The 13368-nt window shown below is 63.0% G+C and carries 13 protein-coding genes; 6 read left to right on the forward strand and 7 right to left on the reverse strand.

What is annotated here, in order from left to right; all coding sequences use genetic code 11:
• Positions 1-57: 57 nt before the first annotated feature.
• On the forward strand, positions 58-897 hold the full coding sequence (locus AC3EML_RS19250; protein ID WP_352557205.1) for an alpha/beta hydrolase: 840 nt from the start codon (positions 58-60) through the stop codon (positions 895-897).
• Positions 898-998: 101 nt separating this feature from the next.
• Complete coding sequence (locus AC3EML_RS19255) at positions 999-2177, forward strand: epoxide hydrolase family protein (protein WP_488505293.1); 1179 nt, start codon at positions 999-1001, stop codon at positions 2175-2177.
• Between the two features lie 36 nt (positions 2178-2213).
• On the opposite strand, the gene AC3EML_RS19260 is transcribed toward AC3EML_RS19255, so the two are convergent.
• Positions 2214-3272 carry a DUF1176 domain-containing protein gene (locus tag AC3EML_RS19260; protein WP_352520265.1) on the reverse strand — a complete coding sequence of 353 codons (1059 nt, stop codon included), beginning with the start codon at positions 3270-3272 and terminating at the stop codon, positions 2214-2216.
• A gap of 124 nt (positions 3273-3396) precedes the next feature.
• Here AC3EML_RS19260 and AC3EML_RS19265 point away from each other — a divergent pair, with 124 nt between their 5' ends.
• A complete protein-coding gene (locus AC3EML_RS19265) occupies positions 3397-3903 on the forward strand; it encodes a DUF1993 domain-containing protein (protein WP_352520266.1) in 507 nt (168 codons plus the stop codon).
• A 76-nt stretch (positions 3904-3979) separates the two neighbouring features.
• Here the strand turns inward: AC3EML_RS19265 and AC3EML_RS19270 are convergent, their stop codons facing one another.
• The gene (locus AC3EML_RS19270) at positions 3980-4144 is read right to left on the reverse strand and encodes a hypothetical protein (RefSeq protein ID WP_023690170.1); all 165 of its coding nucleotides are present in this window, start codon (positions 4142-4144) and stop codon (positions 3980-3982) included.
• Positions 4145-4549: 405 nt separating this feature from the next.
• Here AC3EML_RS19270 and AC3EML_RS19275 point away from each other — a divergent pair, with 405 nt between their 5' ends.
• The 3 genes from AC3EML_RS19275 (at position 4550) to AC3EML_RS19285 (ending at position 7514) form a co-directional block, all read left to right on the forward strand.
• Complete coding sequence (locus AC3EML_RS19275; RefSeq protein WP_352520267.1) at positions 4550-5017, forward strand: hypothetical protein; 468 nt, start codon at positions 4550-4552, stop codon at positions 5015-5017.
• A gap of 114 nt (positions 5018-5131) precedes the next feature.
• Entirely contained in the window at positions 5132-6199 is a 1068-nt protein-coding gene (locus AC3EML_RS19280; RefSeq protein WP_352520268.1) for an aldo/keto reductase, read from the forward strand.
• A gap of 52 nt (positions 6200-6251) precedes the next feature.
• Positions 6252-7514: a cysteine desulfurase-like protein gene (locus AC3EML_RS19285; protein WP_352520269.1), complete on the forward strand. Its 1263-nt coding sequence runs from the start codon at positions 6252-6254 to the stop codon at positions 7512-7514.
• A gap of 4 nt (positions 7515-7518) precedes the next feature.
• Here the strand turns inward: AC3EML_RS19285 and AC3EML_RS19290 are convergent, their stop codons facing one another.
• The 5 genes from AC3EML_RS19290 to AC3EML_RS19310 all read right to left on the reverse strand — a co-directional run bounded on the left by AC3EML_RS19290 (position 7519) and on the right by AC3EML_RS19310 (position 13213).
• Complete coding sequence (locus AC3EML_RS19290; RefSeq protein WP_352520270.1) at positions 7519-8547, reverse strand: histone deacetylase family protein; 1029 nt, start codon at positions 8545-8547, stop codon at positions 7519-7521.
• The gene (locus AC3EML_RS19295) at positions 8544-9056 is read right to left on the reverse strand and encodes a GNAT family N-acetyltransferase (RefSeq protein ID WP_352520271.1); all 513 of its coding nucleotides are present in this window, start codon (positions 9054-9056) and stop codon (positions 8544-8546) included. Before AC3EML_RS19295 ends, AC3EML_RS19290 begins: the two co-directional genes overlap by 4 nt.
• Positions 9057-9260: 204 nt before the next feature.
• Positions 9261-10190: a 3,5-dioxohexanoate:acetyl-CoA acetone transferase gene (gene kce, locus AC3EML_RS19300; RefSeq protein WP_023816557.1), complete on the reverse strand. Its 930-nt coding sequence runs from the start codon at positions 10188-10190 to the stop codon at positions 9261-9263.
• A 10-nt stretch (positions 10191-10200) separates the two neighbouring features.
• Complete coding sequence (locus tag AC3EML_RS19305) at positions 10201-11574, reverse strand: aminotransferase family protein (RefSeq protein ID WP_023690163.1); 1374 nt, start codon at positions 11572-11574, stop codon at positions 10201-10203.
• A gap of 1 nt (position 11575) precedes the next feature.
• Entirely contained in the window at positions 11576-13213 is a 1638-nt protein-coding gene (locus AC3EML_RS19310) for a N,N-dimethylformamidase beta subunit family domain-containing protein (protein ID WP_023690162.1), read from the reverse strand.
• Positions 13214-13368: the final 155 nt, after the last annotated feature.

Consider the following 13368-nt stretch of genomic DNA (forward strand, 5'->3'; position numbering starts at 1 on the left):
CCGGCAGGCCAGAGGGGGGTAGCCGCGTTCCATACCCTTCTGGTTTCACTTCTTTTCTTGTTCTCCGCCGCCCACGCGGACGCGCTCGAACTAAAACCCTACAAGGATGACCTCTTCGCCTATCCGGCGACGCTCTCGTCCACGGACAAAGGCGCCTACACCGTCATCGACTATCGCGAGATGCGCGACATCAACGACCGCGACGAGGTGCCGGAAAAGCGCGTGCAGGCTAAGTATACCGACACCGGCGTGCGCAAGGTGCAGCGGGATTTGATGCTGAAAACCGATGCCGGCGATGTCAGGCATGTCGCCGTAGGCAAGACCGAAGGCGCCGGTATCATCGTGCTTTACCTGCACGGGCAGGGCGGCAGCCGCAAGCAGGGCGTCGACGACTTCACCTTCGGCGGCAATTTCAACCGCATCAAGAACCTGATGGCCGGCAATGGCGGCCTCTATCTCTCACCCGATTTCACCGATTTCGGCGACAAGGGCGCGGCCCAGGTCGCGGCGCTGATCGGCCACTATGCCGAGGCCTCGCCGGACGCCAAGATTTTCGTCGCCTGCGGCTCTATGGGTGGTGCGCTGTGCTGGAAGCTGGCCGGCCGCAACGATACGGGACGGCGCATAAACGGGCTGCTGCTGCTCGGCTCGCTGTGGGATGACGGTTTCCTGTCGAGCCCGGCCTACAGGCGCCATGTGCCGGTGTTCTTCGGCCAAGGCAGCAAGGATCCGGTCTTTCCCGTGGAGAAGCAGGAAGCCTTCTTCCGCTCCATCACTGCGAACTCGAAAGCCTATCCGACCCGGTTCGTCCGGTTCGAGACCGGCACCCATGGCACGCCGATCCGCATGGTCGACTGGCGCCAAACGCTGAACTGGATGCTGTCGAAGGCGCCCTGAGGCATATCGCCCAGGGGTGCCCCTTGGTTTTGGCAATCATGGTTCGGCCGATATCCTCTTAGGTGTAGGCTGATATGATCCAACAGATCGGAAGCACAGCGATGGACGCCCACCCCTTCAAGATCCAAATTCCGAACGAACAACTTGAAGATCTCCAGCGCCGGCTTAGCGCAACACGATGGCCAATTCCGCTAAGCGAAGCGGGCTGGAACGATGGGGCCGACCTGCCGTTCATCAAGCGCCTTGCGGATTGCTGGCGAGACCGCTTCGACTGGAGAGTGCAAGAGGCGCGGCTGAACCGGCTGCCGCAATATCTGACGAGGCTGAACAACCTAGATGTCCACTTTGTCCACCAGCCAGGCAACGGACCGGCGCCGCTGCCGCTGATCATAACGCATGGCTGGCCCGGCTCGTTCATCGAAATGGAACACGTCATTCCATTGCTGGCAGACCCAGCTGCCCATGGTGGTGACCCGGCCGACGCTTTCCACGTGGTAGTTCCCTCCTTGCCCGGATACGGCTTTTCCCAGGCGCCGACGGAACCAGGCTTCCATTCCGGCCGCATCGCGGAGTTATGGGTACAGTTGATGCGCGGGCTCGGCTACGACCGCTTCGCTTCCCAAGGAGGCGACATCGGCGCGGGCGTTTCCGCCTGGATGGCACGGCTCCATTCCGAAAGCGTGCTTGGCGTCCACGTCAATTACATTCCCGGGAGCTATCGGCCACCCTTGGGTGCAGGTCTGCCACCTGTCACCGTTGAGGAGCAGGCCTTCCTGGACAAGGCCGCGGCCTGGACGGCAACGGAGGGCGCCTATGCCCATCTGCAGGGCACGAAGCCTCAGACGCTTGCTTATGCTCTGACAGACTCGCCGATCGGTCTCGCAGCCTGGATGATCGAGAAGTTCCGTAGCTGGAGCGATTGCGACGGTGACGTGGAGCGCACCTTCGGCATGGACACGCTCCTTACGGATGTTTCTCTCTATTGGTTCAGCAACGCGCTCACCTCGTCCTTGCGGCTCTACAAGGAGAATCGACTGTTCCCTCTTGCGTTCGAGACGCTGGAACGCGTTTTGCCGCCATTTGGGGTAGCGCTTTTCCCTCGCGAGTTGCCGATGCCGCCTCGATCCTGGGTGGCGCGGGTCTTTGACGTTCAGCGATGGACATCGATGCCGCGAGGCGGCCATTTCGCTGCGCTGGAGGAACCGAGTCTTCTGGTCGAGGACATTCGCGCCTTCTTCCGGCCGATGCGTTCGCGGCCTGAAACGAGAAGGCGAATGTGAAGGACTGCTTAAGCGCGGCGGTTCCTGCTAAGACCCCTACGGCGCGGTGTTGTAGTCGACCACCGTCTGCGGGTTCTCCTCGCCATCGTAAGACGCGTCCACATCATATTGGACGAGGGAGAAATCGCCGTTACGGAACAGGTATATCCCCTTGTCCGAGGCGTCGCCGATGCCGCGCCATTTGTTGAACGTGGTCAGCGTCTTGGCGTCTTCGTCATATTCGGAATTGGCCGCCCAGCCGGTTGTGCGGAAGCCGATGATATCCATGCCCAGCAGTTTGCCGTCGCTGTCATTGTTCTCGTAACGGATATCCAATTCGGGCTCGGTGAACTGCAACTGCCGCACGCCCGATACTTCGTCGGTCATGTAGTAGACCGAACTTGCGTTATAGGCTGCCGCTTGGCAGTAGAACTCGAAAAGCCGCGTTTCCTTGTCGGGATCGCTGGCAGCCGCGTCCTTTGCCTTGTATTTGATCGAAAAGATGTTCGGCTCCTCGCCGAGAAATTGCTTGTCACACTGATCGCCATAATCGGCGGCGAACAGTTTCTTCACCTGCTCGAGTGCGGTGTCCTTCTTCGGCGGCGGCGGCCCGTCACCACAGCTTGGCGGCAGCGCCTCCTCGAAATCGGCCTTGGACGGCTTCAGCGCGCCCTTGTCGATAAAGATCGGTCGGAACGGCGGGGCCTGGATCTGAGCGCTGACCTGGCGCAGCGTGTAGCAGCCGGCGAAGACTGCTTCCTTGCCGTCCTTGTCGGTGGCGCGGATGGCCACCGGGACGCTGTAATAGATGCTGCCGGCGGCACCTTCATCGGAAATGGCGCCGGTTTCGACGTCGACCTTGTCGGTGCCGTCATAGCCCTTGACGAAGGTATCAAAATCCTTTGCCGGCTTGGTATCGCCGTAGTAAGCCCAGGCGCGGGCGAATTCGTGCCGGTTGATGGCGCTGTAGAGCGAGCGGATGACGGCTGCGGCGTCTGACCTGTCATCGACGTAAGGGGCTTGGTCATCGGCTGCCGGTTCATCGTCGGCGAACACAGCCTGGCCGGATGCGGCAAGGGAGCAAAAGGCGGCCGCTGCCAGAAAGACGCGTCTCATCGGAGAATCTCCACCACGAAGGAGTCTATCATAGAGATTGCGGCGACGTGGTGACGCTTGAAAAATCCTCCGGGAAGGCGCTACGTCCCGCCGTCGGCGCTTCAGCCGCAATGGAGATTTGAACGTGACACTATCGATGTATGAAGCCTCGGTGCCGGTGTTTTCGGCCAGGCTGAAGGCGCTGTCCGGCGTGCTGTCGGCGGCCGAACAGAATGCAACCGAGCGCAAGATCGACCCGCAGGTGTTTTTGACCGCGAGGCTGGCGCCCGACATGTACGCGCTGGTGAGGCAGGTGCAGATCTGCACCGACCATGCCAAGGGCGCGCCGTCACGGCTGGCCCGCCGCGAAGTGCCGAAATATGAGGACAATGAAGCGACCTTCGCCGAGCTTCAGGCGCGCCTGACCAAGACCCTCGAGCTTCTGGCGTCGTTCTCGGCCGCCGAGTTCGATGGCTCGGATGACAGGATAGTCGAACTGAAATTTGGCCAGCGCGAGGCTTCGATGCCCGGGCTGCAGTATTTGCTGCATGTCGCCATGCCCAACTTCTATTTCCACGTGACCACCGCCTACGACATCCTGCGCCACAACGGCGTGCCGCTGACCAAGGGCGCCTATCTCGGTAATCGTTGAAGCATTCGCCGTTGCGAGGTTTCCCGGCCGCTGCCGGGAAACTTCGTCTGGCGCTGGTTTAGCGCCAAGGTCTTGATCAACGCAGTGACATTTCGCGCGCGATGCGCGGGAAATCGGCCGGCTTGACGCCGATGTCGGCGCGGTCGGCATTGCTCATCGAGTGAAGCAAGGCCAGTGCCGAGCGGTAACGCTGATGCTCCTGCGGACGCGGACGGGCAAACATTTCAGTGAAGAACCCCATGATTCGGCCCCTTGTTGATCCTCCACGGAGCCGAGTATAGGAAAATTGTGAAGGTTGTGCAGTGCAGCATTTGCATGGCAGCCATGCCCGGCGAATTTTTTTCGGCACAATTGGCGCATGCGCTGAAACTTGTGGCGCGTCCCCACCGTATGCATAGACGCTGGCACATGGCCGGCTTTTCCTCGCCACTCCTGGCGAATTTCCGGACTGCATGCAAATGCAGTCCGGCTTTTTGTTGAGCTTCCCCCACCAACAACCGATCCGCGCAAGCTTGGCGAACGCCTAAACTCCTTAAGATCAGCGGCATTCATTTTTAACGAGCCGGTTGTATGGTGCGACCGGCTCTGTTCGCATGCGCAAAACGAGGGGGAGGCTGACATCGGCGCCAAGCGGGATTTCGCTTCCTTGCTCGACGATCTGTTCGTTGCCTCCGACAAGGATGAGGCGGCGGAAGAGACGAGCGCCCGGCCGTCGATCCCGTTCGACTATCTCTCCGTGGCCGACGAGCTTCATTCCGGCCGCATCAAGGTCTCGGGCGAAACATTCGCCGCCGAATACCGCGAGGCGGGAGCCGATCTGGCCGCAGAATTTGCCGCCCTTCTCGATCATGCCAAGCTGGCGCTGGCCGGCGAGGAGGCAAAGCCCGAGGAAAAGCTGCCGCCGATCGACCCTGACGCGATCGCCGTCGAGCTCGGCCTCGATCATCCCGTCAAGAGCGCTGACCTTGGCCGCATGCGCCGCAGCTTTGCCTTCGCCAACCACCCCGACCGCGTCGCGCCGCATCTGCGCCAGCGCGCAATGATCCGCATGCAGGTGGCCAACATGCTGATCGACGAGGCCAAGCGGCGCGCTTTGGCTGGCGTCCGGCGCTGACTTCCAGGGTTCACGCAAAAGTCGGTCCGCTAAGGGTTGGAGAGCGGCGCCGCTTTCCCTATAGATGCGGCTTCCTTCCCGCGTAGCCGCGCAATTCCCGCCGGAGAAAATTCGATGCACAAACGCCGTCTCGGTCGGACCGATCTTCTTGTTACCCAGATCTGCCTGGGGTCGATGACCTGGGGCCAGCAGAACACCGAGGCCGATGGCCATGCGCAGATGGATCTGGCCTTTGCGCGTGGGGTCAATTTCATCGACACGGCCGAGCTCTACCCGATACCGCCCAAGGAGGAGACGCAGGGGCGGACGGAGAAGTTCATCGGCAGCTGGATGAAGGCCAAGGGCAATCGCGACAAGGTCATCCTGGCCTCGAAAGTGGTCGGCCGCACCGCCAACCGCTGGTTTCGTGGCGACCGGCCGTCAAAACTGGTGCGCGCCGACATCTTTGACGCCATCGACAAATCGCTGGCCAAGCTCGGCACCGACTATCTCGACCTCTACCAGATCCACTGGCCGGAGCGCGACATCCCCTGGGGCGCCAACCCGACCCGCGTGGGTGCTGTGCCGCGCCGTGCCGATGCCGTTGGGGCGCCGGCCGGCGAGACGCCGATCGCCGAGACACTCGCAGTCTTCGAGGAGCTGGTGAAGGCGGGAAAGATCCGCCATCTCGGCCTGTCGAACGAAAGCTCCTGGGGCGTCATGCGCTTCATCGCCGAGGCCGACAAGGGCGTCGGCCCGCGCATCGTTTCGCTGCAAAACGCATACAGCCTCGTCAACCGCACATTTGAGGTGAACCTCGCCGAAGTCTGCGACCGCGAAGAGGTTGGCTTTCTCGCCTATTCGCCGCTGGCGCAAGGCTATCTCACCGGCAAATACGATCATGGCGCGCGGCCGCAAGGTTCGCGCTCGCAGCTGTTCAACCGCGGCCAGCGCTATGAGACGCCGAATGCAGCGGAGGCGCAGCTCGAATACAACGAACTGGCGCGCTCCTTCGGCCTCGAACCGGCGCTGTTCGCCAACGCCTATGTCGCCAGCCGACCCTTTGTTACCTCCAGCATCATCGGCGCGACGACGATTGCCCAGCTCGAGATGGCGCTGTCCTCAGTCGACGTGACCTGGACCGACGAGATGCAGAAGGTCGTCGACGCGATCCACCAGCGCGTGGGCAATCCTTGTCCGTAAGCGGGCACTCCGGGCGGAATTCCGTAGAAAACACAAGGGGAAGGGGACAGCAATGGATTTTCCGATCAAGACCGTCAGGGGAAAATTTCCGGCGCTGGACCTGACCGACAAAGGCCGCCGGCGCATCTATCTCGACAATCCGGCCGGCACGCAGGTGCCACAGGCGGTTGCCGATGCGGTGGCGCGCTGCCTCCTCACCACCAACGCCAATCTCGGCGGTTATTTCGAAACCACGCTTGCCGCGCAACAGGTGGTCGACGGCGCCCATGCGGCGATGGCCGATTTCCTGGGTGCAGCGAGCGCTGAGGAAATAATCATCGGCGCCAACATGACGACGCTGACCTATCACATGTCGCGCACGCTCGGCCGCGGCTTCAAGCCGGGCGACGAGATCATCGTCACCCGCATGGATCATGAGGGCAACGTCTCGCCCTGGCTGCAGCTGGCCGAAGATCTTGGCCTCGTCGTGCGCTTCCTGCCCTTCGACGAAAAGAGCTGGCAGGTCGAGGAGGCGGCGCTCAGCGCTCTGCTCACCGACAAGACTCGGCTCGTGGCGCTGAACTATGCCTCGAACCTCACCGGCTCGATCAACCGGGTCAAGGCGCTGACGCGAATTGCCAAACAGGCCGGGGCGCTGGTCTATGTCGATGCCGTCCAGTTCGCGCCGCACGGGCTGGTGGACGTGCAGGATCTCGGCTGCGACTTCCTGATCTGCTCGGCCTACAAATTCTTCGGCCCGCATATGGGCATATTGTGGGGACGCCGCGACATCATCGATGCGCTGCAACCCTACAAATGCCGTTGCTCTTCCAATGGCCTGCCGGAGCGCTTCGAACTCGGCACGCCGCAGATCGAACTGATGGCCGGGCTTACCGCAGCGGTCGATTACTTCGCCGAACTCGGTGCTGCGGCCGGCGAGGGCGGTTCGCGAAGGCAAAAGATCGCAAAGGCATACGAAGTGTCGATCGCCTACGAAAACCCGCTGGCGCTGAGGCTGATCGATGGGCTGTCCGCCATTGAGGGCCTGACCATCCGCGGCATCACCGATCAGAAGCGTGTCATTGAGCGCGTGCCGACCGTGTCCTTCACCGTCGACGGCATCGTGCCAGAGACGATCGTGCGGCAGATGAATGCCGAGAACATTTTTCTATGGTCGGGCCACAACTACGCCTGGGAGATCGTCCACCATCTCGGCATTCCGGCCGAGCAGGGAGTCGTGCGCATCGGTATTGCGCACTACAACACGGCGGCAGAGATCGACGAGACGTTGGAAAGCGTGCACCGGGTGATCGCCATGCTGAGGCAGCAGCGCTAGTCAGCTATCGCTGTTTGCCGCCGAAACCGGTGAGGAACGCCGTGAGATTGTCGCCGAGCGCGTCGCAGAGATAGCCGCCTTCCTGGACGATAACCGTCGGCAGGCCAAGCTTGGCAATTGCCTCGCCGATCCGCGAGAAACCGGGCGTGGTCACCGAAAGCCCGCCGAACGGATCGCCCTCGAACGGATCGAGACCGAGCGCCACGACCAGCGCGTCCGGCGAAAAGGCGCGGATACGCTGGAACGCCACTTCGAGGGCCTCCAGAAACGCCGCGTCGGCTGATTTGCGCGGCAATGGCAGGTTGAAATTATAGCCGAGGCCCGGACCTTCGCCGCGCTCATCGGCATGGCCCCAGAAGAACGGATAGAAGCGCACCGGATCGGCGTGCAGCGACACCGTCAGGACGTCGGAACGCGTATAAAAGATGCCTTGCGTGCCGTTGCCGTGATGCAGGTCGACATCTAGGATCACCACCCGCGCTGCCTGCTTGCGCAACACCTGGGCTGCGACCGCTGAATTGTTGATGAAGCAGAAGCCGCCGGCGACATCGGCAAAGGCATGATGGCCGGGCGGCCGGCAGAGCGCATAAGCGGCAGGCGCGCCCGATATCACCGCTTCGGCTGCCTCGACTGCACTCCAGGCGCTCCACAGCGCGCTGTGCCAGGTTTCGGCCGAGATCGGGCAAGCGGTGTCGGCCATGTGGTAGCCGGCCTGGCCGACCGCCGAGGCCGGATAGGACCCTGTGCGGGCCAGTGGATGGATGTTGGGGATGACTTCCGCGGATGCGCCCTCGATGCGCTGCCAGCGCGCAAAAATGTGTTCGAGGAAGGCGAGATACTCCGGCGTATGCACGGCCGCCACCGGGCCTAGGCCATGTTCCCTGGGCCGCTCGATCATCAATCCGGCGGATTTTGCGCCGGCTAACAATCGCTCTACCCGCTCCGGCTGTTCGGGATTGGGCTGCGGCGCACCGCTGGACAGAAAGGCCTTCGGGTCGTGGCGTTTCTGCTCCTCGGCAAAGAAGGCTTTCATTCCGCGTCCCCATCCTGCGCTGCATCGGCAAAGGCCAAAAAGGCATCGCCAACAATCTTCTGCGTCTGCTCGTAGCTCGACCAGGCGATGCCCAGTCTCTCATAAAAAGCCTTGGCGCCGTCATTGTCGGTGTCGACGGACAGCCTGAGATAGGCGCCGCCATCCCGGCGGCAGTCGCGCGCGACCCGGCGCAGCAGTCTTTCGCCGATCTTGCGGCCGCGAAACCGGTCCTCGACATAGAGGTCCTGGATATAGACGCCGGGCCGCCCCATCCATGTCGAGAAGATCGGGAAATGCAGGCAGAGCCCCGCAAAATCGCCGCCGATCTCGGCGATCAGGGTGGAGAAGGCGGGTTTGTCGCCAAAGCCGTAGCGGCGGAGATCGTCGGCAGTGGACGTGATCTCATGATGCGCGCCGATATGGGTGCCGAGCTTGAGCAGCGCGGCATGGATGGTGTCGACGTCGTCGATGGTGCCGGGGCGGAGGGTGACTTTAGGCGAGGCAGTCACTGGAGGTATGATGCCAAGGCACCCCCCTCCGGCCTGCCGGCCATCTCCCCCTCAAGGGGGGAGATCAGCAGTTTCTGCGCTGCCGTCCGTCCTGCAACTTTGGAAGTTTGCGAAGGCCGTGGCGACATCCAATCTCCCCCCTTGAGGGGGAGATGTCCGGCAGGACAGAGGGGGGTGCGACTGGGCGCCGCCATCTCAATCATCTCAAAACGCCACCCGGTCCCCACCCTTCAGCGCCAGCATCTCCCGCGCCTCCGCCGGTGTGGCCACCTCCAGCGACAGGCCATCGAGAATGCCACGTATCCTGCGCACCTGATCGGCATTGGATTTCGCCAATTGCCGTCCATCGTAGAGACTGTCCTCCAGCCCGACGCGGACATTGCCGCCCATCGCCGCCGCGATCGAGATCAGGGGCATCTGATGGCGGCCGGCGGCGAGCACCGAGAACTGGTAGCTGTCGCCGAACAGCTTGTCGGCGATGCGCTTCATATGGATGAGATTGTCGGGATCGGCGCCGATGCCGCCGAGAATGCCGAGCACGAACTGGATGAACAGCGGCCCCGACACCAGCCCGCGGTCGCGAAAATGCGCCAGCGAATAGAGATGGCCGACATCGTAGCATTCGAACTCAAAGCGCGTGCCGCAGCCCTTGCCGAGCTTTTCGAGCACGCCTTCCATATCGGCAAAGGTGTTCTTGAAGATGGTGTCGCGCGTGGCTTCGAGCAGCTTTGGTTCCCACTCGTGCTGCCACTCCCTTGGCTTGTCGAGCATCGGGAACAGCGCGAAATTCATCGAGCCCATGTTGAGCGAGCACATTTCCGGCTCGGCCCGCAGTGGTGCCGCCAGCCGCTGGTCAAGCGTCATCAGCGACGAACCGCCGGTGGTGATGTTGATCACCGCATCGGTCGCTTGCTTGATGCGCGGCAGGAACTGCATGAACACCTCAGGATCGGCGGTCGGCCGGCCGTCTTTGGGATCGCGGGCGTGGAGATGCAGGATTGAGGCGCCAGCCTCGGCCGCCGCGATGGCGTCGGTCGCGATCTGGTCCGGCGTCACCGGCAGATAGGGCGACATGGACGGGGTGTGCACCGAGCCAGTGACCGCGCAGGTGATGATGACTTTCCTCGGCGCCATTCTTTAGCCCTCAGCCTTCGACCGGCAGGTCGAGTTCGGCGGCCAGAACTTCCAGCGAATCGCCGATGATGGAAATGATCTCGCCGACCTCTTCAGCCGTGACGATCATCGGCGGCGCCACCATGAAATTGTCGCCGTCTACACCGCCCTTGACCCTGCGGCCGTAGATGATCAGCCCGCGCTCGTAGGCGAGGTCGAGCAGGCGCTGCGTGGCTTTCTTGCCCTGTTCGATCGGCCGTAGAGTTTCGGGATCGGCAACCATCTCGGCGCCGGTGAGCAGGCCTTTGCCTCGGACATCGGCGATGAACGGAAAACGCTTCGCCAGCCCTTTCAGCCCGTCCATCAGCACGTCGCCCATCGCGGCGGCATTGGCGATCAGGTCGAGGCGGTCCATCTCGCCGAGCACGGCGAGCCCGGCCGCGCAGGCGAGCGGATTGCCAGCATAGGTGTGGCCATGCTGGAAGCCGCCCGACGCCAGCAGCGGCTCGACCAGCCGCATCGGGGCGGCCAGCGCGCCGAGCGGCGCATAGCCGGAGCCAAGCCCCTTCGACAGCGCGACGATGTCGGGCTTGCAGTTCCAATGGTCGCCGCCAAGGAATTTTCCGGTGCGGCCGGCGCCGCTCATCACTTCATCATGGATGAGCAGGATGCCGTAGCGGTCGCAGATCTCGCGTATACGCGGATAATAGCTGTCCGGTGCGACGAGGGCCGAAGTCGCCGCACCGCCGATCGGCTCCATGATGAAGGCGAGCACGCTGTCCGGGCCCTCGGCCTGGATCTTCTCCTCCAGCATGTCGGCATAGCGGACGCCGCGCTGCTCCATCGAAAGATTGTCGCGGTCGCGCCATGCCGTCGGCGCCGGCACGGTCGGCATCACCCGCATCATCGGTGTGAACGTTTCGGCCAGCGCATCGTCGCCGGTTATCGAAAGCGAACCCAGCGTGCCGCCATGATAGGAGGGAAAACGCGTGATAACCTTCCAGCGCTTCGGCTGGCCGGTCGCGACCGCCCATTGCCGCGCCAGCTTGATGCAGGATTCCGTCGCCTCCGAACCGCCGGAGACGAAGAAGATTCGGTCCATGCCCTCCGGCAGTTTGCCGGCGAGTTCCCGCGCCAGTTCTTCCGCCGGTTCGTTCTCGAAATGCAGCCGGTAGGCGAAGGTGGCGCGGTCCATCTGCCGCTTCATGGCGTCGAGCACGTTGCGGTTGGAATGGCCGATATTGGCGACCATCGGCCCGCTCGATCCGTCGATGAAGCGGCGGCCGTCCTGCGTCCACATATAAATGCCTTCGGCGCGGTCGATCAGCGGCCGGCGCAGGCTGGAGAGGTAGAACAGGTGCGAGGGCGCGCGCGTTTCTGAACCAGTTGATGAGGGCTTCTGCATGTCAGGACTTTCCGAGGTAGCGATCGATTACATTCCTGGTCACGCGCTCGACCATCGGATCCTGCCTGAGCAGGCCGGCCACCCATTCGCAGCTTCCGGCGTGGAAAACCTCGCCCTTGCCGCGCGGGAAATTGACGATCATGCCGTTGCCGCGTTTGACTTTTTCCAGATTGGCGTCGGTCGCCTCGCCAAATAGCGTTTCGGCCGTAAAGCGGCCATCCTCGTCGGTGAGAAACTGGTCCTCGATCGGGATGTCGGCGCTTTCCTCGACCTGGCTCGCCATGCCGACGGCCAGCACCTGCAGCCCGTCAGGCGCACCGCTGTCCGGTGTCGGATAGGGCAGGCCGCCGCGGATCTCGAAATCGAGCCCGTCGACCTCATAGCCATAGACATGACTGTCGGCGCCAAGCAGGTCGCCATAGTACATGCCGGTGCCGGCAAAGGCCCAGTGCTCGGGCCGATAGACCGGAAAGCCGCGCATGCCGCGCGGTGCGCATCCGCCCCAGCCGGCATAGACGCCGCGCGTCGCGTTGAGGCCGAACGTCATTGCGCCGGGACGACCGATCTCAGGCGCTTCCCAGGAGTTGGTGGCGCGGGTGACGTCGCCGCCATAGGCCGGGTCTTCGGCGCGCGCCCGGTATTTGTAGCAGACCTGCCGCCGGCCTTCGTCCTCGAGCCTGGTCTGCCACATGAAATTGCCGGCAAAGCGCGCCGCATGACCGCCGCGCTCGACGTAGCTGTCGACGGCGTCTCGCATTTCCCAGGTCCAGTACTCGTCATGGCCGACGAAGACCACACAGTCGTAGCCGTCGAGAATCTCGGGCGAGAAGTGCAAATCGTGCTGGCTGGCGAGATCGACGCCATAGCCGGCCCGCTCGGCAAAGCGGAAGAAGTGGCTGTCATAGCTCGCCCAGCCGGAGGAGGTGTATTTCTTCGAATGTCCGGTGGCGTACGCCCATTCCATGTGCGGATAGCGCGGCACTGTTTTCGGCGGCACCGCAACCTCCAGCGGCACGCGCGGCGCATCCTTGGGCAGCACCACGAAGCCGCGGCACCAGGGCCGCTGCGTCGACACCATGCGCGCATATTGGTCGCGGCCCGGGCCGGTGATGCCCTGATAGGCGTTGGAGCCGCCCCAGGTGTTGTAGGACAGCCAGGTGCCCGTCGCCGCCACCTGCAGCACGCGACCGGGCTTTTTGCCGGGCAGGGGCGCGACGATGATGAGGTGGTGGCAGTGGATCGGCTTGCCGTCGCCGCCGTCCGCCGTCAGCGTCAGCCGGTAGGCGCCGGACGGCCAATCCTTGCCGATGCTGAATTGAAACGACGCCTCCCAGCCGCAGCCTTCGACCGAGCACTGGTCGGGCGTATCCTGCCAGCGCGCCGAAAGCCCCGTTTGCTCGAAGACTTTTGTCTCGCTGCCGCCGTCGCGGACAATGACAATGCTGAAGCGCGGCACTCTCGAACTGACATGCAGCGTCACGGTCTCGCCGGCGCGGTAGGAAAAGCGGTTGGAATAACACCAGATCTCGCCGCGCTCGCCGTCCATTCCCGGCCATTCATAGTAATGGCCGCGCACTGCCTCGCGGCGCTGCTCGGGCGTCAGTCCGAAATCGGGAAATTCGGTCGGCAGTTGGGTCATGAACACCGGAAAAGTGACAGGCCGCCATTTCGGCCATCTGCCGGCCAAGCGTCAAATGGAAACGATCGGGCCAGCAATTGCATACGACACAATTGCTTGGCCGCTCTTGGCCGCACCCGGCAAACCGACTATCTCAGGCGAGGCGGCATTTTCCG

The sequence above is a fragment of the Mesorhizobium sp. P170090 genome, assembly GCF_057786115.1.

What these genes read in the sequence shown, in the direction of transcription:
- AC3EML_RS19255 (WP_488505293.1), top strand. Translation starts at nt 999, where the DNA reads ATGGACGCCCACCCCTTCAAGATCCAAATTCCGAACGAACAACTTGAA.
- AC3EML_RS19260 (WP_352520265.1), bottom strand. Translation starts at nt 3,272, where the DNA reads ATGAGACGCGTCTTTCTGGCAGCGGCCGCCTTTTGCTCCCTTGCCGCA.
- AC3EML_RS19270 (WP_023690170.1), bottom strand. Translation starts at nt 4,144, where the DNA reads ATGGGGTTCTTCACTGAAATGTTTGCCCGTCCGCGTCCGCAGGAGCAT.
- AC3EML_RS19280 (WP_352520268.1), top strand. Translation starts at nt 5,132, where the DNA reads ATGCACAAACGCCGTCTCGGTCGGACCGATCTTCTTGTTACCCAGATC.
- AC3EML_RS19285 (WP_352520269.1), top strand. Translation starts at nt 6,252, where the DNA reads ATGGATTTTCCGATCAAGACCGTCAGGGGAAAATTTCCGGCGCTGGAC.
- AC3EML_RS19290 (WP_352520270.1), bottom strand. Translation starts at nt 8,547, where the DNA reads ATGAAAGCCTTCTTTGCCGAGGAGCAGAAACGCCACGACCCGAAGGCC.
- kce (WP_023816557.1), bottom strand. Translation starts at nt 10,190, where the DNA reads ATGGCGCCGAGGAAAGTCATCATCACCTGCGCGGTCACTGGCTCGGTG.
- AC3EML_RS19305 (WP_023690163.1), bottom strand. Translation starts at nt 11,574, where the DNA reads ATGCAGAAGCCCTCATCAACTGGTTCAGAAACGCGCGCGCCCTCGCAC.
- AC3EML_RS19310 (WP_023690162.1), bottom strand. Translation starts at nt 13,213, where the DNA reads ATGACCCAACTGCCGACCGAATTTCCCGATTTCGGACTGACGCCCGAG.